This is a genomic window from Acidovorax sp. LjRoot74 (assembly GCF_964254355.1).
In the GTDB taxonomy this organism is placed as follows: domain Bacteria; phylum Pseudomonadota; class Gammaproteobacteria; order Burkholderiales; family Burkholderiaceae_C; genus Acidovorax.
This window is the reverse complement of the sequence record NZ_CAXUTI020000001.1, coordinates 2,481,243-2,507,833: the sequence shown is the minus strand read 5'-3', so window position 1 is coordinate 2,507,833 and position 26,591 is coordinate 2,481,243. Positions and strand designations below refer to the sequence as shown.

At 58.5% G+C, this 26,591-nt stretch carries 22 protein-coding genes and 2 pseudogenes; 7 read left to right on the top strand and 17 right to left on the bottom strand.

Annotation, left to right across the window (positions count from 1 at the left end; genetic code table 11):
• Position 1: 1 nt before the first annotated feature.
• Positions 2 to 430 carry a hypothetical protein gene (locus tag ACSQ3O_RS11770; RefSeq protein WP_436138982.1) on the bottom strand — a complete coding sequence of 143 codons (429 nt, stop codon included), beginning with the start codon at positions 428 to 430 and terminating at the stop codon, positions 2 to 4.
• Positions 431 to 432: 2 nt separating this feature from the next.
• On the opposite strand from ACSQ3O_RS11770, the gene ACSQ3O_RS11765 reads away from it, so the two are divergent.
• Positions 433 to 1,542 (top strand): IS5 family transposase, encoded by a 1,110-nt coding sequence (locus tag ACSQ3O_RS11765; RefSeq protein WP_436138591.1) that lies wholly within the window; start codon positions 433 to 435, stop codon positions 1,540 to 1,542.
• A 145-nt stretch (positions 1,543 to 1,687) separates the two neighbouring features.
• Here ACSQ3O_RS11765 and ACSQ3O_RS11760 read toward each other — a convergent pair.
• The 8 genes and pseudogenes from ACSQ3O_RS11760 to ACSQ3O_RS11725 all read right to left on the bottom strand — a co-directional run.
• Positions 1,688 to 1,960: pseudogene (locus ACSQ3O_RS11760) on the bottom strand (DNA polymerase V subunit UmuC); the annotation flags it as partial.
• A gap of 261 nt (positions 1,961 to 2,221) precedes the next feature.
• Positions 2,222 to 2,272: pseudogene (locus ACSQ3O_RS11755) on the bottom strand (hypothetical protein); the annotation flags it as partial.
• 797 nt (positions 2,273 to 3,069) lie between these two features.
• Entirely contained in the window at positions 3,070 to 4,341 is a 1,272-nt protein-coding gene (locus ACSQ3O_RS11750) for a DUF3987 domain-containing protein (RefSeq protein WP_436141112.1), read from the bottom strand.
• Between the two features lie 325 nt (positions 4,342 to 4,666).
• Positions 4,667 to 4,894, bottom strand: coding sequence for a helix-turn-helix transcriptional regulator (locus tag ACSQ3O_RS11745; RefSeq protein ID WP_082493275.1), 228 nt, complete (start codon positions 4,892 to 4,894; stop codon positions 4,667 to 4,669).
• Positions 4,895 to 5,403: 509 nt separating this feature from the next.
• Positions 5,404 to 5,697, bottom strand: coding sequence for a hypothetical protein (locus tag ACSQ3O_RS11740; RefSeq protein WP_056419743.1), 294 nt, complete (start codon positions 5,695 to 5,697; stop codon positions 5,404 to 5,406).
• A gap of 312 nt (positions 5,698 to 6,009) precedes the next feature.
• The gene (locus ACSQ3O_RS11735; RefSeq protein WP_436138981.1) at positions 6,010 to 7,143 is read right to left on the bottom strand and encodes a hypothetical protein; all 1,134 of its coding nucleotides are present in this window, start codon (positions 7,141 to 7,143) and stop codon (positions 6,010 to 6,012) included.
• A gap of 3 nt (positions 7,144 to 7,146) precedes the next feature.
• On the bottom strand, positions 7,147 to 8,397 hold the full coding sequence (locus tag ACSQ3O_RS11730) for a tyrosine-type recombinase/integrase (RefSeq protein WP_436138980.1): 1,251 nt from the start codon (positions 8,395 to 8,397) through the stop codon (positions 7,147 to 7,149).
• A gap of 469 nt (positions 8,398 to 8,866) precedes the next feature.
• Positions 8,867 to 9,562, bottom strand: coding sequence for a MobA/MobL family protein (locus ACSQ3O_RS11725; RefSeq protein ID WP_436138979.1), 696 nt, complete (start codon positions 9,560 to 9,562; stop codon positions 8,867 to 8,869).
• Between the two features lie 707 nt (positions 9,563 to 10,269).
• Here ACSQ3O_RS11725 and ACSQ3O_RS11720 point away from each other — a divergent pair.
• The 3 genes from ACSQ3O_RS11720 (at position 10,270) to ACSQ3O_RS11710 (ending at position 11,891) form a co-directional block, all read left to right on the top strand.
• The gene (locus ACSQ3O_RS11720) at positions 10,270 to 10,668 is read left to right on the top strand and encodes a YkvA family protein (protein ID WP_056419922.1); all 399 of its coding nucleotides are present in this window, start codon (positions 10,270 to 10,272) and stop codon (positions 10,666 to 10,668) included.
• A 225-nt stretch (positions 10,669 to 10,893) separates the two neighbouring features.
• Positions 10,894 to 11,265 carry a DUF4148 domain-containing protein gene (locus ACSQ3O_RS11715; RefSeq protein WP_056419676.1) on the top strand — a complete coding sequence of 124 codons (372 nt, stop codon included), beginning with the start codon at positions 10,894 to 10,896 and terminating at the stop codon, positions 11,263 to 11,265.
• Between the two features lie 98 nt (positions 11,266 to 11,363).
• On the top strand, positions 11,364 to 11,891 hold the full coding sequence (locus ACSQ3O_RS11710; protein WP_056419680.1) for a DUF4148 domain-containing protein: 528 nt from the start codon (positions 11,364 to 11,366) through the stop codon (positions 11,889 to 11,891).
• A gap of 534 nt (positions 11,892 to 12,425) precedes the next feature.
• Here ACSQ3O_RS11710 and ACSQ3O_RS11705 read toward each other — a convergent pair.
• The 7 genes from ACSQ3O_RS11705 to ACSQ3O_RS11675 all read right to left on the bottom strand — a co-directional run bounded on the left by ACSQ3O_RS11705 (position 12,426) and on the right by ACSQ3O_RS11675 (position 21,296).
• On the bottom strand, positions 12,426 to 13,358 hold the full coding sequence (locus tag ACSQ3O_RS11705; RefSeq protein WP_056419686.1) for a cation diffusion facilitator family transporter: 933 nt from the start codon (positions 13,356 to 13,358) through the stop codon (positions 12,426 to 12,428).
• A 429-nt stretch (positions 13,359 to 13,787) separates the two neighbouring features.
• Complete coding sequence (locus ACSQ3O_RS11700) at positions 13,788 to 14,168, bottom strand: hypothetical protein (RefSeq protein WP_056419692.1); 381 nt, start codon at positions 14,166 to 14,168, stop codon at positions 13,788 to 13,790.
• 60 nt (positions 14,169 to 14,228) lie between these two features.
• Positions 14,229 to 17,414, bottom strand: coding sequence for a CusA/CzcA family heavy metal efflux RND transporter (locus ACSQ3O_RS11695; protein WP_436138978.1), 3,186 nt, complete (start codon positions 17,412 to 17,414; stop codon positions 14,229 to 14,231).
• 15 nt (positions 17,415 to 17,429) lie between these two features.
• On the bottom strand, positions 17,430 to 19,040 hold the full coding sequence (locus tag ACSQ3O_RS11690; RefSeq protein ID WP_312844638.1) for an efflux RND transporter periplasmic adaptor subunit: 1,611 nt from the start codon (positions 19,038 to 19,040) through the stop codon (positions 17,430 to 17,432).
• A gap of 2 nt (positions 19,041 to 19,042) precedes the next feature.
• The gene (locus tag ACSQ3O_RS11685) at positions 19,043 to 20,398 is read right to left on the bottom strand and encodes a TolC family protein (RefSeq protein WP_056419702.1); all 1,356 of its coding nucleotides are present in this window, start codon (positions 20,396 to 20,398) and stop codon (positions 19,043 to 19,045) included.
• 157 nt (positions 20,399 to 20,555) lie between these two features.
• Complete coding sequence (czcI, locus tag ACSQ3O_RS11680; RefSeq protein WP_056419705.1) at positions 20,556 to 20,915, bottom strand: cation efflux protein, CzcI family; 360 nt, start codon at positions 20,913 to 20,915, stop codon at positions 20,556 to 20,558.
• Between the two features lie 42 nt (positions 20,916 to 20,957).
• Entirely contained in the window at positions 20,958 to 21,296 is a 339-nt protein-coding gene (locus ACSQ3O_RS11675; protein WP_056419708.1) for a DUF4148 domain-containing protein, read from the bottom strand.
• Positions 21,297 to 21,453: 157 nt separating this feature from the next.
• Here ACSQ3O_RS11675 and ACSQ3O_RS11670 point away from each other — a divergent pair, with 157 nt between their 5' ends.
• Together ACSQ3O_RS11670 and ACSQ3O_RS11665 are read left to right on the top strand one after the other, a co-directional pair.
• Positions 21,454 to 22,140, top strand: coding sequence for a heavy metal response regulator transcription factor (locus ACSQ3O_RS11670; protein ID WP_056419925.1), 687 nt, complete (start codon positions 21,454 to 21,456; stop codon positions 22,138 to 22,140).
• Entirely contained in the window at positions 22,137 to 23,474 is a 1,338-nt protein-coding gene (locus ACSQ3O_RS11665; RefSeq protein WP_082493263.1) for a heavy metal sensor histidine kinase, read from the top strand. The genes ACSQ3O_RS11670 and ACSQ3O_RS11665 overlap by 4 nt, the downstream gene beginning before the upstream one ends.
• A gap of 3 nt (positions 23,475 to 23,477) precedes the next feature.
• Here ACSQ3O_RS11665 and cadR read toward each other — a convergent pair whose 3' ends face one another.
• On the bottom strand, positions 23,478 to 23,969 hold the full coding sequence (cadR, locus tag ACSQ3O_RS11660) for a Cd(II)/Pb(II)-responsive transcriptional regulator (protein WP_056419711.1): 492 nt from the start codon (positions 23,967 to 23,969) through the stop codon (positions 23,478 to 23,480).
• A 229-nt stretch (positions 23,970 to 24,198) separates the two neighbouring features.
• Between cadR and ACSQ3O_RS11655 the strand changes: the two genes are divergently transcribed.
• Positions 24,199 to 26,583, top strand: a complete 2,385-nt coding sequence (locus tag ACSQ3O_RS11655; RefSeq protein WP_056419714.1) for a heavy metal translocating P-type ATPase — start codon at positions 24,199 to 24,201, stop codon at positions 26,581 to 26,583.
• The last annotated feature ends 8 nt before the right edge of the window (positions 26,584 to 26,591 follow it).

The following is a 26,591-nucleotide window of genomic DNA, read 5'->3' as shown; positions in this document are numbered from 1 at the left end:
CTCAGACTTCAGTCACAGCGGTGCGTTCGAACAAGGTTCGTTTGTCGTCGTCACTGAGTATCCCCAGGTGGCAAATCTGGGCGATGGAGCCGTCTGGACCATGACCTGGAAAGCGCTCGGGATAGACACCGGGTTTGCGTTCGGCAGTTTTGGCGATGTGGTTGGCCAGTTTGGCCAGGGTTTTTGTGGGGCCGATACCGATGCAGGTGGGGATGCCGGTCCATTGCAATAGCCTCTGCCTGATGAGTCGGCTTCTTCGGATCATGTCTCCCCGAATGCCTGCGAGATCGATAAAGCTCTCGTCGATGGAATAGACCTCCTGCTGGTGGCCTAACAGGCTGCTGAAATACTCCCCAACGTCACTGCCCAGCTGCCGCCTTGCCAGGACAATCGAGGCACACCCCACCGATGAGATAGAAGAAAGAGCCATCCATGCGCGGAGCCGACACCTTCACCGAGAGCCTGTTCACCATGCGCCACCTCGATGACTTCGTGCCCCTTGATCACCCCCTGCGCATGATCCGCGTGATGGTCAACAAGGCCCTGGCGAACATGGACAACCTGTTTGGTCAGATGTACGCGGCCGACATCAAAGGCGGGCGTCCCAGCATTGCCCCCGAGAAGCTGCTGCGGGCCATGCTCATTCAAGTGCTCTACAGCGTGCGCTCAGAACGCCAACTCATGGAGCAGACCCAATACAACCTGCTGTTTCGCTGGTTCATCGGCCTGGCCATGGACGACGCAGTCTGGGTTCCTACCGTGTTCAGCAAGAACCGGGAGCGCCTGATCGAGCACGATGCCGTCATCGAGTTCTTCAACCAGATCGTGCAACAAGCCCAGGAGCAGGAACTGCTCTCGGGCGAGCACTTCAGCGTGGATGGCACCCTGATCCAGGCCTGGGCGGGCCACAAGAGCTTCGTGCGCAAAGACCGCACGGACGATGACGGCAACGCCAACGCGGGCAACTTCAAAGACCAAAAGCGCAGCAACGACACCCATGAATCCACTACGGATGGGGATGCAAGGCTGTACCGCAAGGGCAAGACGGCCAGCGAGTTGCGCTTCATGGGCCACACACTCACCGACAACCGCCACGGCCTGGTGGTCAGTGCCGTGGTCACCCAGGCTGACGGGTATGCAGAACGTGAAGCGGCCAAGGCCATGATCAACGATGCCCGCCAGGCGCTGCCCGGCGATGAACCCATCACCATCACCCTGGGGGCAGACAAAGGCTACGACGCCAAGGAATTCATCGAAGCCCTGCAGGAGATGAACGTGCTGCCCCATGTAGCGCAGAACAAGTCGGGGCGCCAGTCGGCAGTTACTGACGCGATTGCAGACAGCGAAGGCTACGCCATCTCGCAGCAAAAGAGAAAGCTGATCGAACAAGGCTTTGGCTGGGCCAAGACGGTGGGGCACATGCGTCAGGTGCTGGTGCGCGGGATCAAAAAAGTGGACCAGATGTTTGTGCTGACGATGGCGGGCTACAACCTCACGCGATTGCGCAGCCTGGGGCAAATCCGCCTGCAGGGGCAGGCATGAGGGCAAAAGGGCAAAAAATCGGGCGTGCGAGGGTAAAAAGCGCCAGTATGGAGCGCTGAATTTCAAGATACGGAAAACTGGCGCGAGAAATGCGCGAGGGTCGAGGAAGATACTCGTGGGCAAGGGGAGTATTTCAGCAGCCTGCTAATCCCGCCACGAGACTCATCATGCGGTCGCTCATATCTCCGTAGAGAGAGAAGTTGGCTGACGGGGCTACCAGACCAGCTTCTTCTTCCAGATGTTTGATCTGGAACCAGGGGGCCCCCATCTTGATACCCAGCGCTTTGGCTTCGTTGCTGCGGGCGATGGCGCAGCCGTCATTGTTGGACAGCACCACGACGGGACGGTCGTTAAGGTCCGGTCTGAATACGCGTTCGCAGGACACGTAGAAATTATTGCCATCGATCAGGGCGTACACGTTGGTCAGGCCTTGAACTGTTTGATGGCGGCTACCACGACGCCCCACACCTGAACAGTCTGGCTTTCTTTGGGAACGAGGTCGGGGTACGTGGGGTTGGCGGCTTTGAGTTTGATGCGCCCTGCCCTTATCTGCAAGGTTTTGCAGACGAATTCGTTTTCGACAACAGCGACGACCACATGACCAGAGCGGGGGGGTGATGGCGCGATCTACCAACACCACGTCCCCGTCAAAGATGCCGACATCACGCATGGACTCCCCACGGATGCGCAGCAGGAAGCTGGCTTGTGGATGTTTAATCAGTTCGGCCATCAGATCCACACGCTGAACCATATTGTCTTCTGCGGGCGATGGGAACCCGGCCTGGACGGAGCTAGGACGCAAATCGCCGACCAATATCGGAACGCTGGAGTCAGCCCCCCGGCCTACCAGTGGCCATGGAACCTCACCTTACATGAGTCAGTCCTGGCCAAGTCGATGCGGATCCCGCACAGACTGAACACTGTCGCGGACCCATCCACGAGTTCACGTGGATGTCGGCCCGATGCATCTGCCACACCGTATGGCCAATGCTCACAGCCAGCCCCAGACCTTTCGCAGCCATGTGGGCGAAGACACGCGAGGAGGCGTACTGTACTGGCGGTACTTTTGCTGGACGGTCATGGCATGCTCCGGATAAGGCTGGATGAAATACTGATTGTTTATCCAGTATACAGAAACACTGTGTTTTCAGCCAGTTCCATCTCAGCCTAACCTATCAGTGGCCTGAGACCCTTTCCCTTTATCTGATCGCACCCTGTTGGCTGCTATTGAATCTGGACCGGGTCGTGCACGCGGGACACTCGTGCGTTGCTATCAACACCTCGGCGGGCGCAGCATCAACTAGCTTCGCAAGGACGCTTGGTGAGCCATCGGACGCAACATTGCCTCCATACTTAGAGCGATAGAAAAGATGAGCGCCCCACAATGACAAAGCCGCCTGACAAGGCGGCTTTGGGAGTGTCATCGTCGGCATCGCCAGCAACAACTGCGGTCCATTGCAACTCAATCCTAGGCTGAAGAGCACCGAGGGAAGGAGGCAACCATCTACAGTTGCCCCTACCCACATATCAGCCCCTCCCAATCGTCGGCGGCTGGTAACTTCTGGATCCAAGGCCATACCGTCCGTTCGGACTGTCCAAGTAAGCAAAATCCTTCATCAGATTCAGCACATTGCCAGGGGCTGGATTTGTCAGAAAATACTCGCGATTAATTTTCAATTGCATTTCCCCCCTAATATCCTGCACCTCAACAACACCTTTCTTTTCCAGCGCGCGGATCGCCAAGTCCAAATTCTCTCGCTTCGGTGGCCTGAAACAATTAGGCCCCATGTCCCTGACCTCCCCCACTCTGACGTTGAACATGGCCCTTTTTACTTTGAAGCGAGCCCATAGCCATTCCTCAAGCACTCGTGCGTAGGTTTGCTCGTCGCTCAGTTCACCGATTCGGCCAAAGAGGCGTTGGAACTCGAGCAGATACCAAGTACAAACGTGGAGCGCTGCTTTCATGGTGTCGCCTTCGATGAATCCAGTTTTTCCCTCCATCAGATGAAAAATCCCTGCGATTTTTAGGGCATTAGCTCTCATCTTCGCGACAGCATCATCAACATCGCTAAAGCGCCCTCCCGGTTTGATGGACTCACGCAGCTTTGCGAAATACTCAACAAACATCATGTCGGCGCTCGGAGAAGTCATGATAACATCAAATTTAAAATTATCATCATGCCTTCTCCTCATTCCAATACTTAAAAAATCTGCTAGCTTGGCCTGAAGCAATGGCAGAGCCTTAAAGGGAGCATTGGATTCTGCAACTGTCTCAGGGATCTCGGAAATTTCACAAATGAGGGCACGCCCAACATTGCCCATTTCACGAGACCGCTGAATGTACTTTTTTACTGCATCATGTTGGATCGAGTAGTTTTGAGTTACGACAGGCTCCTCAAATACCATTTTACATCCCTTCCGAAGAACAGACATATGTGAGGAAGGATCGTGAAGATCATTGAGCGTCGCCAAGTCTCCTTTGGATTTACCAGAAAAAAATCTCTCTGCCTCCGCAATACTGATGGTAGTTACAGGAATTCCTTTGTTCAAAACCTCAAGAATTCCAGCAAGAGTTGCATCCTGAATTAATACATTTTCCTCCTTTGGCAGTCGCGGCTCTTTTTCCTGGAGTTCCTCCTGATCTCTTTCATAATCATCATAGTCCTTACCTTGATTGACGCATTGATTAATGAATTTATCGATTAAGCGAACCTTTATTTTATGAATTCGAATTTTAATTTCGTGCGTCTTCAACGCCTTTTCATGAATTTTATCTTGCTCACTCTGATACTCTCTCAGGAAAAAAAAAGCAAATCATCGACGGTCGTCTTACCCGCTCCGCGAATCCCGATTGTCAGGACACTCAAGTTCAATCCGACAGTTTGGGCATTGGACCCTTGCACCTTGATGGCAGGTTGATGCGCAGCGGCGCAAGCAGCAAGGAGTGCTCCTCCGATAAGCTGGGGCTTCAAGCCCCGCCGTTGGGAAATTTCAATTAAGACTTCACGTAAGAGATCTGGAAATTGCTCAACGGGATACGGCCCAGGTTCAAAGACCTGATTGTCGGCGGTCGTGATGTAGCGTCTAGTAACTAGCGCGTTAGGGGTTTGCGGTTTGTGCATAGTCACACCACACGTCGCGTTGTAGCCGTCAGATCAAGCCACGCGAGAACCTCTGCCCGAGGCCAGCCAACAGATCGGCTATTGGCGGTCCCCAAGCGCACTCTCCGCGGGAACTTCTCGTCATACTGACGACTGCGGGGGTTTCCCTTGGCATAGATCGTGGAACGGCCTAAGCCGGTGAGAGCCTTTAGCTCGTTTAACCGGCAGATGCCGGAAGTTGTTGTGGTCATTGCGACTCCTTTCAAAGAGACTCAATGGTCGCCAAAGCTCAACTTAGCGTCATCTTCGGAATTTTCACTGTATAAAATACCAGCACTGTGAGCATAGGCCACGTAAGCCTACGAGCCGGGCATACAACTTCTTGGTTCTTACTCTGCTTTCCTGGCAACTAAAGATCTCTGCCGCCATATAACGAGGAGATGAGCTGAAGAGGTCAGCAAACGGCTAGTCATACATAGAGGACCGCATGCGCTCAATGACCCCGGTCAGGCTTGTCACCAAGGGGGAATTGCACAACTCTGGCACCCCGGGTGAGATGTGACGAAGAAGCAATCTAAGCAATTGAATCCGACGAGTCCCCAACGAAGTACCTGACCAATAGGGCAGCCACTGGGATCTCAGAAATAGCAGGCGCACAAGGGGAGACCCGGGCTTGGGGCTCATGCTCGGCTGTGAGTAAAGCGGCCAACTTCAAGGACGTGACACAAGCGCATGTGTTTGTGCGTGGAGACCTACAGATTTAGTGGCCGACGTGAACCAGCAGGGAATGAGCTAGCGCGATGACCAGTAGGGCATCGAAGTCAACGGGCATGCAGTCAAACAGTACGGCAAGCGCAAGATGCAGCACACAAGCGCGCGAACCGCAAATCCAAGACAATCTGTGCTGGTCAACGCCCCCATCGGTTTCAAAGTCGAACGCGCGTTTCAATTGATCAATAACAAGTCCGGGCATAGCAAGGCTCGCCACCGTGACCTCGTCAAGATCCCTGGAACACTTCGCAAGCTGTTGGACTTTGCCCAATGTGTAGAACACGCCGCGCGCCTCGGTACGACAGATGCGGGGAGTACGTCGGCAGGCAACAACAGGACATCAAAACGAGGCGAACTCGGCGCTAGCCCCAATCGGCATGTGAGGTCGGCATGATCCTAATCGAGCACATCAAGTCTCGCCTCGGCGCGTGGTGTAAAGACCCTCTCACGCGAATTCATCAGTTTTGGCTCAATAGGCTCTTGGTCTGTTTGTCGTTTAGGCAGAACATTGACAATGGAGTTGCAGACATTGCGCTCAACCACAATTTTCCACTGCGAGGCTGATGAGATCAGAAAATTTCTGGCAATACAGGCATCATAAATCGGACAGCACCTTAGGACCAAATATTGTTTTATTCTGCTTGATTACCTCCAAAGGCTTCTTGCGATTCTTCCGCTTTGCAAGATCAGGAAAAGGATTAATAATCATAGCCGCCACTTTACTCTCAACCTGAGTGAACAGTTCACCATTGGAATCCAGAATGTACTGAGCAATATTTTTCTGGCTCGCCTTCTTAATTTTTACTTGCCCATTACTTTTAGCGGATTTTTCAAAATACGGCTTCCAAAAATGATCCGAGGCTTTTAATAGACAATCGAAACGAGGATCAATCTCGCCGTTCTCGGCGGGCTTTACAATGCCATCCGTCCACTTTCGTTTATACAAATCAAGGTCACGGGGAGTAATAAATTTTAATGCTGTTTCACTTGAATTTGCCGAATTAAAAACTTCCGACCTGGCTTTCAATTCAACGATGGCTGAGCGTTTCCAATCACGGACTTCCTGAACTGTTAGGTCTCGAAGGAACCAGGTCTCCCTAAAAATATCCCACAGTACGATCAAAGCCTCTGAAAAGTGAGGCGCACTCAAATCCAATAGAGGATCGACTTCTTTGCCGTCAACATGCAATAAAGCTTCCGCATCACCCACCTTCTCTGGATGCACATGAAGATTATCAATGGTTATCTGAATTGGCTCCGCAGTCCGGAGATCACTGTAACGCTCCCCAAAATACTCTTCAGAGGATGGGCGGAGTTGCAAAATGATATTTGCACCACCCAATGTGAGGCGGCGGCCAGTTTCAGATGAACTTGAAAAAATATCGCAGGCAGCCCAGCGCTTCGCCTCGAGTTGAAGAGCGATTGCAAAATCCGTGCACCAAAAATCCTTGGCGTTCAGCAATCCTGCGGCATCAATCTCAAGCATCCGAGCTGACTTCAGAACGAATGGCCTGATGTGATTCAGCACTGCATACGCTTGCCGGTTATCCACACCATGGCCATCGAAGATCTGTTTATTAACAGCTACCGCAACAAGGTCACTCGGAATCTGAACATAAAACTTGAAACCGTGCTCCAATAAATTGGCGAGCACCTTTTTAGGGGCAAAGCCGAATTTTCCAGCGATGTTTTCTAAGCGACTAGAGGCATCTTTATAGGCTGAGCTCATAGATCAAAAGGCTCTCAAAGCAAACGGAAAAGCGATCTTCGACGCTTTTTGCATGATAAATTGGTCCCATTCGTTCATCATTTCCCTTCTCTGCCCCAATTCAACGTCATCAGGTTTTAATGATTTTTCATTTCTCTTGGCAGCACTCGCCAATGAAATATCTACGAGTTTCTGGGGGTACCGGGCCTTATTAACAGCCCAGTCTCGGAAAGTGCGCCTGAAGTCGTCGGGATAGAGCTCCAGACTCAACCGTTTCAATACGTCAACCAGTATCGCCTCTGAGAGGGATGATTCTTTGTCCTTTGCAAAGACCAAGCGAGTGTCTGGCGGAATGTGAAGCACCTCTGACTTCAGTACAGATATCGCACTGCTACTAAGTGGGATTCGATACGGTTCATCCAACGCCGCACGCTCAGCGGGCACCGTCCAGACACCAGCTCTCAAATCAATCTCACCCCATCGGGCCATGAGCACCCAATCGCTAGGGACTGCAGTGAGAATGCAAAACTCGAGGGCACGTGCTGCAGTTCCTGGGCGACGGCGGAGGTTGCACATGAACTCTGGCATGTTGGTGACCGGATGTCCGCCGTGGAGTTGGATCTCCCGGGCTTTGGATGGTCGAGGCAGCAACGCGTCTAGGTGCCCTCTCCATCGAGCTGGATTGTCGCCACTACGCTGTCCCCCAATGGTCGTCCAATCCAGTACTGCTTCAATCCGCCCCCGAAGGCGCGAAGCTGTCTCTGCTTTGGTGGTCCATATCGGTTTGAGGATGGACAGTACCTGCTCAGTCGATACGTCCTGAACTGCCGTATTTCCAATATGAGGATATGCGTAGATCTTGAGAGTGGAAGACCACTGACTGCGGTGCTTGAGGTTCTTCCATTCACTCTCGCGTGTTGCGATGTAGGCATTGGCTGCCTGCTCGAACGTCATGGGTAGCACCTGCTGTGCTTTCAAAGAGGTCATGAGTGCGGTCCGACGCTCAATCGGATCGACCCCTTGATCCTGCCAGTCTTTGGCTTCACGGGCTTTTGATCTGGCTTGCGCGAGTGTGACTTCTGGAAAACTCCCAAGGCCCATGTGCCGCCGCCTATCGCCGATCATGATGCGCAGCACCCAGGATCTCGCACCAGAGCCCGTGACATACAAGTAAAGCCCTGCAACGCCTCCCACGGCATGGTGGCCCTGGCAGGTCAGTCGTGACACTTCAAGGGCAGTTAAGTCCTTCGCTTTCCGAGCCATGATCGCCTTCACCACGAGTTGGGCAGCGGATTTTGCCAGGGACCTGAGCTCCATCCTTTCTACCAATGAACACTGGATCAGGTTGGACGTTTTAGGATTCCAATGGACATCAACTGAACCCACACTACCATTGTGGCGATTGGTTGGACAGTGACACGTGGCGCCCAATGCACTCTGCAGGATGCCGCTGGACCACTGAGGCGGCAGGCTTTTCTCCGCCGACCTGCAGCTAGGTTGCTTGCGGTGGTGTTCGCCGTTCTACCAATCCACCTACCTTTAGTCCTTTGGCGTGTGACGGCGCTTCTTGGAAAACCTTGGACGTGAGGCGCAGATCGATCTGGTGCAGTTTGCGCAGCCAAGACCGCCAAGAGCTTTTTAGTCACCTCGGCTCACGGCGTTCTTCGAGCGAAAATTGAAGGCCTCTGTGTCTCAAAACACGGAATTTCTGCTGTCAGGTCAGCAGAAATTCCGTGTTTTTAGCCTACGGCGATGTCGCAGCCTGCGCTTGTGCCGTCCGCAGTCGCTGGACCCTGGCAGGTCCGAGGTGCCGCCCCGGCTCGGCGGAGAGTCCTCGCTCCTGGTGGCTTCGATGATCGAGCCGCGGGGCATGTCCATTCGCTGTCAAATGCCGATTCAAGAGATCGGCAAACGCTTTGCGTGTTTCCTTCAACTCGTTGCGTAAGGCCAAGGGTGTGCGGCCACCGCTGTCTTTTTTGCTGCCCCCTGCTTCCGGCTTCTTGGGGTTGTAGCGTCGAAAATGCAGCTCCGCCGGGCGGTCGATTCCATCGAGTACCCGATCCGAAACCATCGCATGGAAATGCGGTTGTGGCACTCCACCAAGGGCGGCAACGGGCTCATGGATGGCAACTTCATAGGGTTTATTGGGTGCGACGTGCTGCATCCACTCCTCGAGAGCCTCGCGCATTTGTGCATGGGTTAGTTCGGCTGGCAAGGCGCCCTCGTACTCGCGGTACACGGCAGCGTTGCTACGCTCGTACTTGTCGGCGGTCTGCCAGAACTTGGTGGTATCGCCACTGGTCCAACCCGGAAGGTTGCCGGAGAACGTGTCCACGAGGTCTTCGCTTTTGCTCTCAAAGGCTCCGCGACGTCCTATGTATTTTGCATGGCGCGCTGCAGCGCCCTTGCCTCCCGTCTTCACGCTCAGGTGGTAGGTCATGGTGATACCCTTTCTCACTGCCAAAAGTAAAAATGCCCCTCAAAGGGGCGTGCTTTAGATATAAACAAGGAGGAAATGCAGTGCGTTTAGGCGCGCTGATTACTCACTACGGTGAGAAACGGTAAGTGCGCGTGTTTATTCCTGTGCTATTTGAGAGAGAGATTACATGACCGTAGGTCCAATGAGTCATCCACTCCTACATGCACCTTGCTACACCTACCTTGTTCTTATCCATAACATAGGGAGATTCACAGTAAAAAATTACTGATAGGCTGTTACACAGCGAACAAGCATTCGCTAGATGAGAGCAACCAAGCCTAGATGCTAGAACCCCTATTGGGTGATAAGGCTCTCTGTTATGGCAATGAGGTCACAGGTGTGGGTGCTCTATACCGCTGCCTTTATAAAGGCTCGGTGCCGGGTTATTACATGCTCTTGAAAGTCTTGTGGATTTTATAATCAGATAAATGAGTATGTACTGATTTTGATGCTTTCTAAAACCTATGCTTGGAGTGAGCAAATGTCTCCATACGCACGTTGAGCAGGTTGTTCGCGAAGCTCTTTACCATCAAAACTTCCAGGTCGTCAATCATTCCATCGTCAACGATACATGCGCTGAAGTACCAAGCGAGATCGAACAAATCTAGCTTGGTGTCTTTGGGCTGACATAGCTTCTCTTAGCTAGGTTTGAATGGCATGCTATCGATATGAGCATCACATGCGATCTAAGAACCTGGGCAAGGCGGATCAAACGCGATGGAGTGACGCTGTGGTTTGCAGGAAAGAATCCACGCACCCCCTGGTACGCAAAGGCCCTTGGAGTGTTTGTCGTGGCGTACGCGCTCAGCCCGATCGACCTGATTCCGGATTTCATACCAGTGCTGGGGTACTTGGATGATGTATTGCTGCTCCCCGGCCTGATATGGGTCGCTATCAAACTTTTGCCGGCGGACGTCCTGGCTGAATGCAGAACACAAGCCGATGAGTGGATGGCTTCCAAAGCAGCAAAGCCGACCAGCAAAGTCGGCGCAGTCGTTGTTGTACTACTGTGGCTCGCTGCCTGCTTGGGCGCCTGGTATTGGTGGAAGTCGGGCATGACTGGCTGAGGGACGGACTTGCGCGAATCGCCTCGGGAAGGCGCTTCTCCGCCGCAGGCTTTGCGGCATAGGCCTTTGTGAACCTCCGTGGCTACGCTTAGACACAGTGCTGTCAAAACTGTAATGCTGCGGTCAGCGGCATGTGGGTGCCGGATTTCTAGACTTGTCTCCGAGGTGCAAGAAGGTTGTGCCTCCTGAATTCCCACCCGGGCGTTCAGTGCTCAAGGAGACCCCATGAAAGCTCGTTTCGCCCTCATCGCATTCAGCCTGGCAGCCACTGCTACGGCGTCTTTCGCTTCGACCGCGTTTCACACCAGTCCTAGCCAGGAAGAAGGTGCCACTTTCGTGCCATCTCACCTGGGCCGCACCGTCAGCCGTGAAGACGTCCAGCAAAACGTGCTCGTTGCGCAGCAAAACGGTTCGTTGCACTGGATCAGCCGCGGCTACCCCGCCACCTATCCACTGGTCAAAGCACCGGTGTCAAACAAGAGCAGGCAACAGGTTCTGGATGAACTTCAAGCTGCTCAAAAGGGCCCCGCCACTACGAATGGCGTGCGCGACCTGGGCGGCGAGATCGGCTGGGTCGAAGCCCACCAGGCGCCGTGACCGGCTGAGGGCCCTCGGGCCTGGCACACGCAATGCAATCGACTCCGCCCATCCAAGGCACAAATTTTCGCTTCCAACCATTGACCTTAAGGACCAACATGAAACTCAAGACCACCCTCATCATCCTCGCGCTGAGCGCAGCCCCTGCATTCGCTTTCGATGCCAGCCATGGCGCCCAGTCCAAGACACGCGAGGAGGTCAAAGCCGAGCTCTCGCAAGCCCTGCGCAGCGGCGACATCATGGCCGGCGGGGAAATCGGCGCCAAAGTCAGTGAGCTCAACTCCGGTGGCTACCAGTTGAAGACCCCGGTGCTGGGCAAGACCCGGGACCAGGTGCGCGCGGAACTGGAGCAGGCTGTTCGCAGCGGTGACATGCTTGCCGCCGGGGAATCCGGATCACGGCTCAATGAACTGCAGCCCAACCTGTATCCGTCCAAGATGGCGCAAGCAGGCAAGACACGCGAGCAGGTCAAGGAGGAACTGGCAGAGGCTATCCACACCGGGGACCTGATGGCCGCCGGCGAGGACGGCCGCAAGCTCAATGAAATCTACCCTGGCCAATACCACCAGCACCACGCGGGCTCGACGGCCGCGCAATCGGGCCACTCCAATGGCCGCGATCTCTGAACATCAGATCCAGAGCCCAGTCGCGCTGGGCTGGCCCGCCCTCACGCTCCGTGGTGGTGGGCACCAGCGCCGTTCACTCGTGCACACCGGGTGCGACCGGTGAGGTATCTGAATCGGCCGACTTGAGCTCGCCTGTGCTCTAGTTCATCTCACGTTTGACGAGGGCTGCCGAGCAATCCCAAACCTTGACGTAGACCGGCTCTCCAGCAACCACGGCTACATCTGCAGGCAGACGCGCAACGGTCCAGCGCGACCGACCCACCTCTCTCCACTGAACAATGGCGAACCGCTCTTGCGCACGATCTAACTGATCGGCCTTGCACCGGCGCTTGTAGAACGCCAGGTCCTGAGCAGTGGCTTCAACCCTGCTGACTTTGCCCACGCGCCAACCCTCCGCCCACGGTAGGGAGTTTTCATACACGGGGGTGGCGCAGCCGGCGGCGAGCATGGCCACGACACACAGCGCTGGCAGGCGCCACCTGTTTGCCCAGCGCTGTGCAAAGCAGGAACGGAGGGTGGTCGTCCACGCGGAAATCACACGGGTGCTTTCCAGTGATCCGCACCAGCATTCGAAGTGCCGGCGGCAGCCGTACCGCAGGCTTGGGTTTCCAACTGAATGGTGGTGTGGGTGATCTCGAATTGCTTCGCCAGCAACTGGTTGACGGCGGCCAGCATGGTGCCAGGGTCTGCCGCTTGCGGGTTGTACACGACGTGAGCGCTCAGGCTGGTCTTGGCGCTGCTGACCGCCCAGACATGCAGTTCATGCAAGGACACCACCCCTGGCAGGTCCAGGAGCGCACGCTTGAGCTGAGGCAGATCGATGCCTTCGGGGACGCCTTCGAGCAGGATGTTGAGCGTCTCTTTCAGGAGGATCCAGGTGCGCGGCAGCACCCACAAGCCGATGGCCACGGCAATGACGGTGTCGACCCAGTTCCACCCTGTGAACAGAATGACCAGCGCCCCCACGATGACCCCAATCGAGCCGAGCAGGTCGCTCCAGACTTCAAGGTAGGCTCCTTTGACGTTGAGGCTGGAATCCTTGCCTGAGGACAGAAGGCGCATGCTCACGAGGTTGACGATCGTGCCCAGTACAGCGATCACCAGCACCCCAGTGGTCTGGACTGCCGGCGGGTTGCTCCAGCGTTGCCACGCCTCATAAAGGATGTACGCCGCAACGCCAAACAGGAGTAAGGCATTGAACGCGGCGGCCAGGATCTCAAATCGGTGGTAGCCAAAGGTGCGCCGGTCGTCGACATCCCGGCGCCCGACCCGAATGGCCGCCAGCGCAATGGCCAGCGCCGCCACGTCGGTGAACATGTGTGCGGCATCGGACAGCAGAGCCAGGCTGTTGAGCATGACGCCGCCAATGACCTCTGCCAGCATGAAACCGCCGGTGAGCATCAGCGCGTAGCGCAAAGCCTTTTCGTTTCCTGCCGCTGGCAAAGCGTGGTCGGAACCTTTTCCCATGGTCTGTCTCCTCAGATTCAGTCTGGTGATGTCATCGACCGCGTTCAGTCCGCGGTCCTCGTCCGGCCTTGGCGCTCAGTGACGTCGCCGGTGCCGAGGCTTACCCGTGGTCCGGCACTTCAAGCGCGTTATTTGCCGGTCCCTCAGTCTCTTGGCCAGTCGCCGGCTGTACTTGGTTCGAACGTCCATCGGGGGATGGCGCTTGAGCCACATGTGCCGCAGCCGCCAGAACACAAACACAGAGACCAACAAGCTGATCCAGATCCAGAACAGCTTGGCGAAAAGCCCACCCTGGGCCGCCTGCATTGACATGGATCGCTCCTTTTTGCCTCTAAGGGCAAGGACATGCACAGCGCCGAGGGGCGGTACGGACCCGCCACTGCGGTGTCGTTCGCATGGACTGGAGCGATGCTTCGGGCGGCGTTGGTGTTACTTCAGCGTGAAGCGGACCGAGGCGACCGACTTGCCGGCCTTCGAGACGGCGACCACGGCTTTGGTACCGGCGGGGACCTTGAAGCTACCCGCGGCTTCCAACTTGCCCTCACCGGCTTGGAGTTGAACCTCCTGCTTCTCGCTGCCGGCCAGCAGGGTGACCTTGGCGGTCATCCCCGCCACGGCAACGGGTTTTCCGTGGTCGCGCATGAAGAGCTGCAGCTTGTCGGCACTGGCGACGAATTCGTACTCGACGTCCTTGGCTTCCGCCACAGCACCACCATGCATCGGCTTGACGTCGTGGCCGTGGTTGTCAGCCGCGATGGCTGCGCCAGAGATCGATACCGTGAGGGCGAGAAAGAGGTGGGAGAGTTTCATGGCAGTTCCTTTGGGGTTGGAGAAATGGGAAGGTCCCGCGATCAGCGGGACCGCCTTTGACTACACAGGCTTCGGTGCGTCCGGGTGGGAGGGCTCGGCAGACACGTCCTCGGCTTCTTCATCGGGCCTGTGGGCCAGCCGGTAAAGAATCGGCAGCACGAGCAGCGTGAGCAGCGTGGATGAAAGAATTCCACCGATCACCACGGTGGCCAGAGGACGCTGGACTTCCGCGCCGGTGCCTGTGGCGATGGCCATGGGAATGAATCCCAGCGAGGCCACCAGGGCGGTCATCAGCACCGGGCGCAAGCGGGTCAGGGCGCCATCCCTGATCGCTTCGTCCAGGCCGACACCGCCTTCCCTCAGGCTGCGGATGTAGGAAATCATCACCAGGCCGTTGAGCACTGCCACCCCAGAGAGCGCGATGAAGCCAACGGCCGCGGAGATGGACATCGGAATGTCCCGAAGCCACAGCGCCAGGATGCCCCCTGTCAATGCGAATGGGATGCCGGTGAAGACCAGCAAACCGTCCTTGGCATTGCCGAACATCGCGAACAGCAGCACGAAGACCAGCAGCAGGGAGACCGGTACAACGATCTGCAGGCGCTTGGTGGCTGACTGCAGGTTCTCAAAGGTGCCACCCCAGCTCGTCCAGTAGCCGGTGGGGATCTTGATCTGCGCCAGGCCTTGCTCGGCCTCTGCAACGAACGAGCCCACATCCCGTCCGCGCACGTTGGTGCTCACGACAATGCGGCGCTTGCCGTTCTCTCGGCTGACCTGGTTGGGGCCGGGTGCCAGCTCGAACGATGCGACCTCACCCAATGGGATGAAATTCGTCTTGGCTTCCGTGCCACCGGCAGACCGCGGCAACGGTATGGGTAGCCGCTTCATGCCTTCCAGGTCATTGCGAAGCGCCTCAGGCAGGCGAACCAGGATGTCGAACCGGCGGTCCCCCTCGAACATGGTGCCGGCCTCACGACCACCGATGGCCGTGGCCACGGTGTCCTGGATGTCGGCAACGTTCAGCCCGTAGCGCGCTGCCTTCTGGCGGTCGATGTTCACCGTGAGCATCGGAAGGCCCGTCGTCTGCTCGACCTTGACCTCGGAGGAGCCCTGGATCTTTTGCAGCATGGCGGAGACTTCTTCAGCGGACTTGTTCAACACGTCCATGTCGTCACCGAAAATCTTCACGGCCACGTCACTGCGCACCCCTGAGATCAGCTCGTTGAATCGCAGCTGAATGGGCTGGGAGAACTCGTAGTTGTTGCCGGGGATCTTGCCAATGACTTCCTGGATCGCCGCGAGCAGCTCATCACGGGTCTTTCGAGGCTCGGGCCATTCATCCATCGGCTTGAGCATGATGTACCCGTCCGAAATGTTCGGCGGCATGGGGTCCGAAGCAATCTCCGCAGTACCGGTTCTGGCGAAGATGCGCTCGATTTCGGGGAACTTCGCTTTCAGCGTCTTTTCGATCTGCTGCTGCATCGCCACCGACTGGGAAAGGCTGGTGCCCGGAATGCGCAGTGCCTGGATCGCGAAGTCGCCTTCATTGAGGTTGGGTACAAACTCGCTGCCCATGCGGGTCGCGATCAGTCCGCACAGGACCACGGCAACCGCGGCAATGGTGAGAACCAGCGTTTTGGCGCCCATCACGCGATCAAGCATGGGGCCGTACAGGCGCTTGGCGTGGCCCAGCAAAAAGTTCTCCTTCTCGCTGACCCGATTGCCGATGAAGAGGGCCACAGCTGCCGGGATGAAGGTCACAGAAAGGATCATCGCGCCCACCAAAGCGGCAACCACCGTGAAGGCCATGGGGTGGAACATCTTCCCTTCCACGCCCGTCAGCGCGAAGATGGGCAGGTACACCACCACGATGATGAGCTGTCCGAACAGCAATGGGCGGCGCGACTCCTGGGATGCCAGGAACACTTCATGAAAGCGCTCGGCCCGCGTCAACGGCCGGCCGTGGTGCGCCTGCGCATGGGCGAGCCGCCGAACGCAGTTCTCCACGATCACCACAGCTCCGTCAATGATGATGCCGAAGTCCAGGGCCCCCAGGCTCATCAGGTTGGCACTCACCTTGTAGTGGACCATCCCTGTGAACGTGAAGAGCATCGACAAGGGGATGACCATTGCCGTGATGACTGCGGCCCGGATATTGCCCAGAAAGAGGAACAGGATCACGATCACCAGTACCGCGCCTTCCAGCAAGTTCTTCTTGACGGTATTGATGGCCTTGTCGACGAGCACGGTGCGGTCATAGACCGTCACCGCGTGCACGCCCTCTGGGAGGCTCTTGTTGACCTCCAGCATCTTCTTGTCCACTGCCTGCGAGACGGTCCGGCTGTTTTCTCCGATCAGCATGAACACCGTGCCGAGAACCACCTCGCGCCCGTTGTCGGTTGCGGCACCCGTTCGCAGCTCCCGGCCAATGCCCACGTCGGCCACGTCGCGCACGCGCACAGGAACACCGTTGGCACTGCTGAGGATCACGTTGCCGATGTCCTCCAGCGACTTGACCTGTCCAGGGGCGCGAATCAGGTACTGCTCGCCGCGCTTTTCGATATACCCAGCGCCCACGTTGCCGTTGTTGCGGTCCAGTGCCGTGACGACGTCTTGCAGCGTCACGCCCAGCGAGGCCAGTCGTTCCGGGATGGGGGCGATCTGGTACTCCTTGGCAAAGCCGCCAATGGAGTTGATTTCGGTCACGCCAGGAACGTTTCGCAGCTGCGGCTTGATGATCCAGTCCTGGATCTCGCGCAGGTCGGTCGGGGTGTAGGGACTGCCATCGGGCTTCTTGGCCCCATCCTTGGTTTCGACGGTCCACAGATAGATCTCGCCCAAACCGGTTGAGATGGGCCCCAGGGCTGGCGTGATGCCGGCGGGCAGCCGGTCTCTGGCTTCCTGGATGCGCTCATTGACCAACTGGCGCGCGAAATAGATGTCGGTTCCGTCTTTGAAGATGACGGTCACTTGCGACAGTCCGTACCGTGACAGCGACCTGGTCTGCTCCAGGTTCGGCAGGCCGGCCATGACTGTCTCGATGGGATACGTGACCCGCTGCTCGGTCTCCAGAGGCGAATAACCGGCGGCCTGGGTGTTGATCTGAACCTGGACGTTGGTGATGTCGGGGACCGCGTCGATGGGCAGCTTCTGGTAGCTGAAGACGCCCAGCGCCGCCATGCCCAGGGCCGCCAGCAGCACCAGCCATCGCTGCTCGATCGAGAATCGGATAAGTTTTTCAAACATGTATGGGCTCCGGGATCAGTGCGTGTGTTCGGCAGATCCCTTGCCGAGTTCGGACTTCACGACGAAGCTGCCTGTCGAGGCGTAGGGCATGCCGGGCTTGAGGCCCGACAGGACCTCGATGCGCTTGCCATCGCTTCGGCCCAGCTTCACAGGTTGGGCGATGAAGCCGCCGTCGACCTTGAGGAAGACCACGGGCTTTTCTCCGACGTTCTGGACTGCGTCGGCCGAGATGGTCACAGGCGCTGCCGTTTCTTCGGACACCACCTCGACGTTGACGAACAGGCCGGGGCGCCAGGCGCCCTTGGGGTTATCAAGAACGACGCGGGCCTTGGCGGTACGGGTCTGCTCACCGATCAACGCGCCCACGAAAGCGACAGTACCCGTGGCGGAGGCATCGAAGGCGGTGGCCTTGATGGTGACCTTCTCGCCCACCCGCACCGACGGCAGATCCTTTGCAGGAACATTGATCTCAGCCCACACCGTGGCAAGGTCCGAGATGGTGAACACCGCCGCATCTTCCTTGACGGCCTCGCCAAGACTCAGGTGCTTCTCGATGACGATGCCGTCAAAGGGCGCGCGCAGTTCGATACGGTTCAGTCCGGACACGGACGAGGTGGACAGGCCCAGCGCACTGAGCTTCTGATTGGCGTTGGCAACAGCGACCTCCGCTTCGCTCAACGCCTGCCTGGCCTGCAGGTAGTCCTGTTCGGCGGAGACCTTCTGCTCCCACAGCTTCTTTTCCCGCTCGTAGGTGGTCTTGGCCAGCGCCAGGCGCTTTTGCGCCGTCTGCAGCTCGCTGCGCTGCTCCGAAGCGGTCGGGCTCGCAATGGCGGCCAGAACCTGCCCCTTTTTGACGACCTGGCCCAGGCTGGCGCTGACACTCTCCACCACACCCGCCAGACGGGGAACCACGTGCGATGTCCGGTCCTCGTTTAGCCGGATCTCGCCGGGCAAAAGCAGCGCCGTCTTGATGTTGGCTGCCGACGCAGAGTCCACCGTAATGGAGGCGGCCTTGATCTGGGCATCGGTCAGTTCGATCTTTCCCTCTTCCTTGCTCATCACGAACATGAAAGGTTCGGTGGCCGTCTGCGCAATGATCTCGATGTCGAACGCGTGGGGTTCGGCGACGATCTCGCGGCTGACCAGGCTGTCCTTTTCCGCGGCAAACGTCAGGTTTTGCTTGTCGTCTGTGGGGCGGGTCACTGTTGCCGTGACCGTTACCGTGTTCAGGGGGAGCGGCTTGTCCTTGTCGGACAGCCAGATCCGCAGCCGAGGCTCGCCACCGTCTTCGGACAGCAATGCTTCCAGGCTGAAGTCGCCTTCCTTGAACACTGTGCCACCGTGGGGGCCCTTGGCCTGGCTCTTTTCATGGTGCTCGCCATCGGCGTGGCCTTTGTCGTCGTCGTGGCCTTTTTCACCGCCTTTGCCGTGGTGTTCTCCATCACCGTGCCCCTTGGCCTCGGTATGGCTGCCGTGGCCGTGGCCATCGCCCTCGGCGGCGACTGCAGTGGGCTTGCCGCCGCCTTGTAGGATGAAGGCTCCTGCCCCGACCCCTAGCGCGAGGACAACGGCAATAGCGATGAGATGCTTTTTGCTGATGGAGGATGTGCTGATGTTCATTGTCATGCTCAGTTGTGCGTTGCGATCAATCCGGAAACCGTGCTGGCCCCAAGCAGGCGGTCGACATCCGCCGCCGCGCGGTGTGCCTCGCCCAGGGCTTTGAGGTACTGGGATTTGGCGGTGAAGTAGGTGCGCTGGGCATCGAGCACCTCCAGGAAGTTGAACTTTCCGTTCTCGAAGCCAATGGTGGCCGCGTCGTAGGCCGACTTCGCGCCGGGCAGAACGTCCTGTTGCAGCGACTGGATCTCCGCAGTGATGGTCGAAAGGCGTTCGCGCGCCTGCGCCACTTCGCTGTGCAGGCGTACCGTGGCCGCTTGCAACTCGTCGCGGGCCTTGTCCTCAAGCTTGAGAGCTTCCAGCAGGTTGCCCTGGTTGCGGTCAAACACAGGCAGAGGCACGGAGACACCAAACAGCAGGACGTTGCGTTGGGTCTCGTTGCTGCGCTGCATGCCGACGCTGACGGTGACATCGGGCACGCGCTTGCTTTGCTCCAGTGCAGTCAGGGCCTGGCGCCGATCCACCTCGATCCGCGCAAGGACAACGCCTGGCGAAGAAGAAATCAAGGGCTGAAGATCGGCGAGGGGCGGTACCGCGGGAAGGTGGTCGGCTTTGCCCTCGAGGACGGTGAACGGCGCGTTGATCTGTCCCAACAGCGCAAACAGGCGAGACAGTGCATTGCGTTGTTCGCTGGCTGCCTGTGCGAGCTCGACGCGAACGCCGGCTTCCGCAACGCGGGCCTTGGACTCTTCCACAGGTGATACCTTGCCAGCGGCTACGCGCTTGGCTACGGTATCCGTTGACGACTTGGCCAATGCCACGCTGTCTTTGGCGAGCGCCAATCGCTCCTGCGCCGTCAGGACGTCGAAGTAGGCTGCGGCCACATTGGCTCGCACGGTGGCCTTCAGCTCAGCGAGCTGGGCCTGTGCCTGCTCGCGTGATTTTTCGGCCGCCTTGGTACGCGCTGCGCGCTTTCCACCCAATTCCACGGGGAGGTTGAGTTGCCAGCTTTGCGTACGTGTTTTGGAGCGTGCGTCTTCCAGCGAATAGGCAAGCTCGGGATTGGGGCGTGAGTGCCCTTGAAGAATCTGCCCTTCTGTTGCCTCCAACTGGCGGGTAGCGGCAGCCACCTCTGGATTCCCGTCCAAGGCCAACTCGATGGCCTTGGCCAGCGACAGAGGCTCAGCGGGAGACACCGCGGCAGTCTGGGGCGCCTGTACTCCACCGACTGTGCCTTGCGACATGCCCTGAGAAGAGGCCCCGCCCGAGAAGGTCAGCAATATGGCCGCGGCACCTGCTGCGAGCCTGAATTTCGTGCGGCCGCCCCATGCGTGCGGCTTTCCTTGAAGGTAAATACCCTTGAACATCCGATTCTCCAGTGATTTCAAAACACGAGGGAATCGGCGGGGTGGCAACCGTGCAGCTGCCTGGCAACTCGTCAGTCAGTGCAGCCGCGACACGCACAACTGCAGCCGCCAAGGGGCGGTCACGACTGACTGAAAGAAGGAGAGATGCCCCCGCCGATCAGGCGAGGACGGGCCACTGTGGGCGGTCGGGAGGTGTGGGCGTTACAGCCGCCAGGCGCTCGCCCGACGGTGAGTCCACGCGGCTGTCATGGGAGACGCGATGTTTGGCGCAGGACCAGTTGAGGGCCCCGATGCCGGCACCATGGCAAACCGAGCAGTCGACATCGGACATGTCGGTGCCTTGGCTGGTCTTGTCGGCTTGGCCGACCCCGCTTTTGGCTTCGTGCTTGTGCTCGTGATGCCCAAGGTGCTGGGCCTGGTCGGTCGAGTTCTCGTGCATGCAATAAGCAGCCACCGCGGACCAGCTGAACTGGAACGGGAGCAATGCAAGCATAAAAACGACGATCAGGCGGCGCATTTTTTGAGTCTAGCACGCGGTCAAGAAGACTTCGTGTGCCGATCAGCCGCCCGCGCCGTACAGTTCCTGGTTGCGCTGCTTCTCAGCGGCTGACATGTTCAGGTACTCCTGCTGCACCTGCTCACGCGTCTTGGAGCCACCCGTTGCTTTGACAGGCAGTGCACCACCGCGAGACAAGATCGCCAGCGTACCGTCCTTGCGCGCGGCTTCTACAGACTGAAGCACTTCGCCACGGGACACGTTGCTTTGGACGTGGTCGGGATGGGTGGTCATTCCCACTTCGCCACCGGCTGGATGGTAGAGCGCCGAAGCAGATGCCAAGCCTGGGGCCGCAATGGCCAGGGCAATCAGGGAGAGTGCGAGGGGTTTGCGAACGGTCATGGTGTGGTCCCTTGATTCGAATGAGCCAGCGGCGATCTACCGCGGCTATGCCTTTCGACACAGGGGGTACTGTAAAAATCGGACCTCGACAAGGCGCCAACAGCCAGATGACAAATTCGTAATCTACGAACAGGCGGCATTCTTCGAGAATGGCACCATGAAAATTCTGCTCATTGAAGACGAGGTCAAGCTGGCCGAGTACCTGCGCAAGGGCCTCGGAGAGGTCGGTTATGTGGTGGACGTCGCCCATAACGGGGTGGACGGCCTACACATGGCCCTTGAAGGCGGCCACGATCTGCTGGTGCTGGACGCGATGCTCCCAGGGATCGACGGCTTCAGCCTGCTGACGGCCTTTCGCAAGACCAGGCAGACCCCTGTCTTGATGCTCACAGCCAGGGTCAGTGTCGAGGATCGGGTGCTCGGACTTCAGACGGGTGCGGATGACTATCTGGTCAAGCCCTTTGCGTTTTCCGAGTTGAGCGCCCGCATCCAGGTTCTGCTCAGGCGCACCCAAGGTGCGCGGGTCGCGGCAGAGCCCACGCAACTGCGTTTGGCCGACCTGGATGTCGACCTGGTGCGGCGCAAGGCGTCCCGAGGCGGTCAGCGCTTGGAGTTAACTGCTAAGGAGTTCCTGCTGTTGACCCTTTTTCTGAGAAGGAAGGGAGAAGTGCTGTCCCGCACGGAGATCGCCGAGCAGGTCTGGGACATGAACTTCGACAGCGATACCAACGTGGTGGAGGTCGCCATACGGCGCCTGCGTACCAAGATCGATGTGCCCTTTGACACCGCGCTTCTGCACACCATCCGCGGTATGGGGTACGTCATGGAAGAGCGCAACGGATGAAGGCCCTGATCCAACATCGCTCATTGCGCCAGCGGTTGTCGTGGTGGCTGGCACTTCAGAGCTTTGCCGGGCTCGGGCTGGTCTGTCTGGCCGTCTACCTGGTGACCGAATTCAACTTCCGAGATCGACAGGAGGAAACGCTGGCGCAAAAGGAAAACGTCATCCGGCACTTGCTGGTGGACGGCAAGGAGCACGGGGATTCGGAAGACCTTGCTCACAAGCTCGATGATTTCCTGGTAGGGCACGGAGATCTTTCGCTTGAAGTCGCGCAGGCCGATGGGGCCATCCTCTACGCCCATACCCGCAACCAGAATGCGAAGACGGTCTGGCGCCAGCGGCAGTTCGAAGTGGCACTGGCTTCGGGCCAGACGGCCTCAAAGAGTTTGCGCGTCCAGCTGTCGCTGGACATCCAGACCGACAACCAGTTGCTGCACCGTCTTGCAGTCACATTGCTGGTGGCAGCCATTGGCGGGGCCGTCGTGGTTTCGCTGGGCGGCTTCTCCCTGGTCAACCTGGGCCTGGCGCCCGTTCGAAGACTGGCCAGCCAGACGCGCGCCGTTTCGGCGGACAACCTCCACCAGCGGCTCGATGGCGCGGAGCAGCCCCTTGAACTCGTGCCGCTGATCGACCAGTTCAATGCACTCCTGGCTCGCATTGAAAAGGCCTACTCCCAGATGGAGGGCTTCAATGCGGACGTGGCGCACGAGTTGTGCACGCCTTTGGCCACGCTCATTGCCAACAATGAACTGGCGCTGCGGCGCCCCGAGCAAGCGGATATTCGCGAGGTGCTGGCGTCCAATCTGGAGGAGCTGCATCGCCTGACCGGTATCGTCAACGACATGTTGTTCCTGTCCCAGGCAGATCGGGGCGTGGGAGCGCGTCGCGCGCCCGTGGCTAGCCTGGCATCGGTGGCGGCCGACGTGCTGGACTACCACGAGGCAGCGCTGGCCGAGGCGGGTCTCACCGCGAAAGTGGTCGGCGATGCGCATGGCACCTTCGATGTGCCGTTGTTGCGCCGGGCATTGTCCAACCTGCTGGGAAACGCAACCCGCTACGCGAGCACCGGCTCCATCGTTCAGATCAACTTGAGAACTGGTGACGAGGACCGCGTGTTGATCAGCGTCACCAACTACGGCAACACCATCGATCCCGAAATACTTCCCCAGCTGTTTGACCGGTTTTTCCGGGCAGATCCTGCTCGCAGCCATGGGCAGAGCAACCACGGCCTGGGTCTGGCCATCGTGGGCGCGATTGCCCGCATGCACCAGGGCAAGCCGGTGGCCAAGTCAGAGAATGGGGTGACAAGTGTCGGGTTAGAAATTCGCGCTCACTGAAAATCAGCGTCGTTTGTTGGCCCGCTGCCTCGGAGCCACGCCAATATCATGATGAGCACCTGGCGGGTGGGCCTCGCTGGGCTGCATGTGATTGTGTTGAAGTGCCGCAGTGGCCAAGCCGCCCAAGATGCCGCACTCACCGGCGAGGTGGCCTGGTGAGCACTGCTGCTGCAAGCTGCGCAATTCCGACTCCAGTGCCTGGAGTTCCCGGATGCGAGACACCACGTGCCCGATGTGCTCCTGAAGAAGTGCGTCCACCGCGCCGCAGTTTTCATCCGGAGCGTCCTTGAAATGCAACAGCACCCTGATCTCATCGAGGGTCATATCCAGGCATCGGCAATGGCGGATGAAGGCCAGACGCTCGACATGACTGCTGTCGTAGACCCTGTAGTTGCTTTCTGTGCGCATCGCGATCGGCAGCAGGTTCTCGCGCTCGTAGTAGCGGATGGTCTCAGTCTGCGTGCCGGTGGCCTTGGCAAGTTCGCCGATTTTCATAAAGCGTCCTTTGCAAAATCTGGTTTCCGTAGGACAAGGCGGCGAGATTTGGGGAGTCGCTTGACTTTAAGGTCACTACAGGGTTTCCAATTAGGCCATGAAATCAGAAACCAGCACTTCCTCTAGCGTTAATGACACCTGCTGCTCCTCGGGCTGCTCCAGTACCGTTGCCTCGCCTCCTGCCGCCGCAAGCAGCCCAGGCAAAGGCACGCTGTTGCGCATCGCCACCATGGACTGCAGCGCCGAGGAGTCAGAGATCCGCCGGGCGCTGGAACCTCTAGAGGGAGTCCGGTCATTGGGCTTCCAACTGGGCGCGCGCACGCTGAAGATCGATGCAGAGGATGGTGTCTTGCCCTTGGCGCTGGATGCCATCCGCAAGGCGGGTTTCGATCCACAGCCGGTGTCTACTGCGGCACACACTCAGGGTGGCCAGGGCCGGGTGTTTCGCATAGCGACCATGGACTGCAGTGCCGAGGAGGCGGAGATTCGCCGGGCGCTGGAACCTCTGGGTGGAATCCGCTCCCTGGGTTTTCAGCTGGGCGCACGGACGCTGAAGATCGACGCAGAGGAAAGCACCTTCCCGTTGGCACTCGACGCTATCCGGAAAGCGGGCTTCGATCCGCAGCCTGTGGCCAGCTCCGAGGGTGGACAGGCGGGCGGAGCAGCCGACGACCACGACCATGGACATGGTTTTGCAGGTGGCATTACCCGGTTGGTGGCTGCGCTGGTGTTCGCGACTGGGGCAGAGGTCTTGTCGTTCTTTGCACCGGACCAAATGGTCTGGAAGGTGGCGGGCATGGCCATCGCCGCCGTGGCGATCTGGCTGGCGGGGATCGACACCTACAAAAAAGGCATTGCGGCACTTTTGCGCGGCAAGCTCAACATCAATGCGCTGATGTCGGTGGCAGTCACCGGGGCATTCCTGATCGGTCAGTGGCCCGAGGCCGCCATGGTGATGGCCCTGTATGCGATTGCCGAACTCATCGAGGCCAAGGCAGTGGACCGGGCCCGCAACGCCATCAAGGGCTTGCTGGAACTGGCGCCGGAAGAGGCACTGGTTCTGGGAGCAAATGGGTCGTGGTCTGCTACACCGGTGGCTTCGGTGGCCATTGGAGCAACCGTGCGCATCAAGCCAGGCGAGAGGGTGCCCCTGGACGGCAAGGTGACCAAGGGCAACGGGGCCATCAACCAGGCGCCGGTGACTGGAGAGAGCATTCCAGTGGACAAAGCGCCTGGCGACCAGGTGTTCGCAGGGACCATCAACGAAACTGGTGAACTGGAGTTTGAGGTTACTGCCTTGTCCAGCAACACCACCCTGGCCAGGATCATCCAGGCCGTGGAGCAGGCGCAGGGCACGCGTGCACCGACGCAGCGCTTCGTCGACCGCTTTGCCTCGATCTACACCCCGGCTGTCTTCGCCATTGCCGTGGCGGTAGCGGTGCTGACCCCTTTCCTGATGGGCCTGACCTGGCTGGAGGCGCTCTATAAGGCCTTGGTGCTGCTGGTGATCGCCTGTCCATGTGCTCTGGTCATTTCCACACCCGTCACAGTGGTCAGCGGATTGGCCGCGGGAGCGCGCCGCGGGATCCTGATCAAGGGCGGAACCTACCTGGAAGACGCCCGGCTCCTGAAGGCCGTTGCGCTGGACAAGACGGGCACCATCACCGAGGGCAAACCCAAGTTGGTGAAGTGGCAGGTGTGGGGTGCCGGCGATGAGTCCGCAATCCAGCTGATGGCGGCCAGCCTGGCGGCCCGATCCGATCACCCGGTCTCGAAGGCGATTGTTCAGGGCCTGGAGGCGCAAGGCCCAGAGGCTGAGAGCTTCAAGGCCTTGCCGGGGCGCGGTGTCGAGGGCTGGGTCAATGGTGCGCGCCTGGTGCTGGGCAATCACCGGCTGATTCACGAGCAGGGATTGTGCGGGCCGGAACTGGAGGCGGAGCTGGCCATCCACGAAAAGCAAGGTCGCACGGTCACCCTTCTTGCAGACGAATCGCGCGTCCTGGCGCTCTTCGCGGTAGCGGACACCATTCGCGAGACCTCAAAACAGGCCATCGCCGATCTCAAGGCACTGGGAGTGACTTCGGTCATGCTGACAGGCGATAACACGGCCACTGCAAAGGCCATCGCAGCGCAGGCCGGCATTGATGATGCCCGCGGAGATCTGCTGCCCGAAGCCAAGCTTGATGCTATCAAGGAGATGCAAAAGCGCTATGGCGCCACCGGTATGACCGGCGATGGCATCAATGACGCGCCGGCGCTGGCGCAGGCCGACATCGGCTTTGCCATGGGCGGTGCGGGAACCGACACAGCGATGGAAGCGGCCGACGTGGTCATCATGAACGATGACCTGCAGCGCGTCGCCGAGACCGTGCGCCTGTCCAAGCGCACCCATGCCGTTCTCTGGCAGAACATCACCTTGGCGCTGGGTATCAAGAGCGTTTTTCTGGTGATGGCGGTGGTGGGCACTGCGACCATGTGGATGGCCGTTTTTGCGGACATGGGGGCCAGCTTGCTGGTCGTGGGCAATGGACTGCGCCTGCTTCGCGGCACGCGGGTCGAGCCTGCCGCCAAGGCCCAGCCTGCGCAGCCCAAGGAGCATGCCCATTCCCACTAGCGATTACC